The organism is Rhizobium sp. KNZ2-6A, assembly GCF_056755475.1.
In genome coordinates this window covers 1-2,344 of record NZ_JBNDIC010000122.1, presented here as the reverse complement: position 1 = coordinate 2,344, position 2,344 = coordinate 1, and the positions used below count along the sequence as shown (strand labels likewise).

At 60.9% G+C, this 2,344-nt stretch carries 3 protein-coding genes; 2 read left to right on the top strand and 1 reads right to left on the bottom strand.

The features are described from left to right. Window positions 1-47 precede the first annotated feature (47 nt). Window positions 48-209, top strand: coding sequence for a helix-turn-helix domain-containing protein (locus ACPYOP_RS32815; RefSeq protein WP_481414366.1), 162 nt, complete (start codon window positions 48-50; stop codon window positions 207-209). Window positions 210-300: 91 nt separating this feature from the next. On the opposite strand, the gene ACPYOP_RS32810 is transcribed toward ACPYOP_RS32815, so the two are convergent. Continuing rightward, window positions 301-1,260, bottom strand: coding sequence for an NmrA/HSCARG family protein (locus ACPYOP_RS32810; protein WP_481414365.1), 960 nt, complete (start codon window positions 1,258-1,260; stop codon window positions 301-303). A gap of 118 nt (window positions 1,261-1,378) precedes the next feature. Here ACPYOP_RS32810 and ACPYOP_RS32805 point away from each other — a divergent pair, with 118 nt between their 5' ends. Continuing rightward, the gene (locus ACPYOP_RS32805; protein WP_481414364.1) at window positions 1,379-2,293 is read left to right on the top strand and encodes a LysR family transcriptional regulator; all 915 of its coding nucleotides are present in this window, start codon (window positions 1,379-1,381) and stop codon (window positions 2,291-2,293) included. Window positions 2,294-2,344: the final 51 nt, after the last annotated feature.

Here is a 2,344-nt window from a genome sequence, read left to right as displayed (position 1 = left end):
TTGAATATCTGGCGCGCTAGCGCATCGCTATTGCCAAGCAGGTACTCTTGAGCGGCGCAAAATCGCTCGACCGGATCGCGGATGAAATAGGTTACGGATCCGCCAGCGCCTTCAGCACTGCCTTCAGCAAAAGGCTCGGCTGCTCCCCGGGCAGGTTCGCCAGAACACATTCCGTCGGTGGCAGCGCTGGCATGCCCGCGATCTCATGATGCTACCCGGCGCTGACCGGTCAGCGACACGGAACCATTGTTGACCGGGAGCGGCCCGAAGACACCACAGACCGCTACAAGCAACCAAGGGTCACCAGTTGAGGCCGAACGCCGTTTTGTCGCCCGTCCAACCGATCTTTATCAGGAACTGCTCCCAGGTCAGGCTTGAGAGATTGATCCGCCTGCTCCACGCCAGGTCCCGGTCTTTCCGGAAATATCCGTATTCAACCGCATATTCCGCCATGCCGATGTTTTCTCGAACGAGCTCAGGATTTTGCCCGAACTCCGGAAAATGACGAACCAGCTCATCAGGGGAGTAGGCGGATGCATACACAGCCTTCCGGCCCGTGACGCGCTTGAAGGTCTCGATCATCTCGGCCGGCGATAGGATGTCGCCGATGATCGGGAGCGTTTGCCCGGCATAGGTTTCGGGATGGTCGAAGATTTCCAGAACGGCTGGCCCTGTCGCCGTCAGCGGATCGACGAAGGGTGCTCGGAAATGCTCCGGCAGATAGATTGGAAAGACGAGCGTATCGCCCTCTTGGTGCGGCGTATAATATTCGAGAAGGTTGGTGTAGAAGAACGCGAGCTCGACGAATGAGCTGCGAACAGGAAGACCCTGGATATAAGCCCCGACGCGCGCCTTGTCCGTGAAATGCGGCGCGAACTTCGAACCTCCAGTGATCTCATCGACGTTTTCCAGCGTGCTGAAGACGATGTGATCAACACCCGCCTCCATGGCGGCGTCTGCCAGATCCCTGCCAATATCGAACTCGTAGGTTTCCGGCGGGGCGACGACTGGGGTCATCAGGAAGGCGCCCTGCGCTCCCCGAAACGCTTTCACAAAATCGCTCCTGTGGTTGATCGCAAGCGGCACGGCGATGAGCTCAGCGCCCTGCTCGGCCAGCTTGAGGGCCGCAGGCGAGTCTGTCCGACTTGTCAGGGCACGAACGTGATACCGTCCACTCCCCAACAACGACTCCGTCACGCTCCGGCCCTGCTTGCTCAGGCTGCCTGCGACGACAATGGTAGGCTTTTGATCAATCGACATATGGGATCTCCGTTACTAGCCGGAGCAGCCGAACCGGCGCTCCTTGGAGGTCAGATTCGCAGCCCATCGGCCATATGTGAAATCGATTGATTTATGCGCTACTATCCAGAACATGGATATGAAGCGCATCGATCTCAACCTCCTCGTCAGTCTCGAAGCTCTGCTTGTCGAGCGCAACGTCACAAGGGCCGCAGCCCGGCTGCATATGAGCCAGCCGGCGCTCAGCGCCCAACTGAACCGCCTTCGCGACCTGTTCAAGGATCCCCTGCTCGTGCCGGCGCATCGTGGCATGGTGCCGACCGCCAAGGCGCTCGAGCTGATCGGGCCGCTTCGAGCCTCGCTGGATCAGCTCCGCGGCACGCTCCAGGGTCATGACAGCTTTTCTCCCGCGACAGCCGAGCTAACCATCTCGATCGCGTGCACCGACTACATCGAGGCTGTGGTGGTGGCGCCTCTGATCGTGGGACTGCGCGAGAAGGCGCCCAAAATCCGGCTTGCGGTGCACCGCCTAGCACCGGCAAGGTTAACGCAGCAACTGGCGGACGGCGATGTCGATCTGGCCATCGCCACACCGGAGCCCGCCCAAGCTCACCTACGTACCCGCCACCTCTTTGAGGAGAGCTACATTCTTATCGGCCGTCCCGGCCACCCTCGGATAGAGAAAGGGGCGACGGCCGCGGGCTTCGGCGGACTTGAGCAGGTCATCGTTTCGCCTTCGGGCGGCGGGTTTTCGACGCCCGTGGATACCACCCTCGAAGCCCTCGGTCACTCCCGCGCCATTGTTGCGTCTGCCGCCTCTTTCCTCGTTGTCCCGAGCATCGTCGCAAGCAGCGAGCTTGTCGCGCTGGTGCCGCGACGCCTGATGCGAGACCGCTTGGCGGAGGTCGCGTGGATAGACGTTCCATGGCTCCCGGAGCGGTTTCAGGTTGAGCTCATCTGGCATGAGCGCACCCACGGGCATCAGGGCCAGCAATGGATCCGCGAGCAGATCCACGATCTCGTGGTCTCTAACTCGCCGACCGCCAGGCTTTGATCGATCCTCCAAGTCCGGCCCCAAACAAATCGGCTTCCGGTCGGTGAGGCG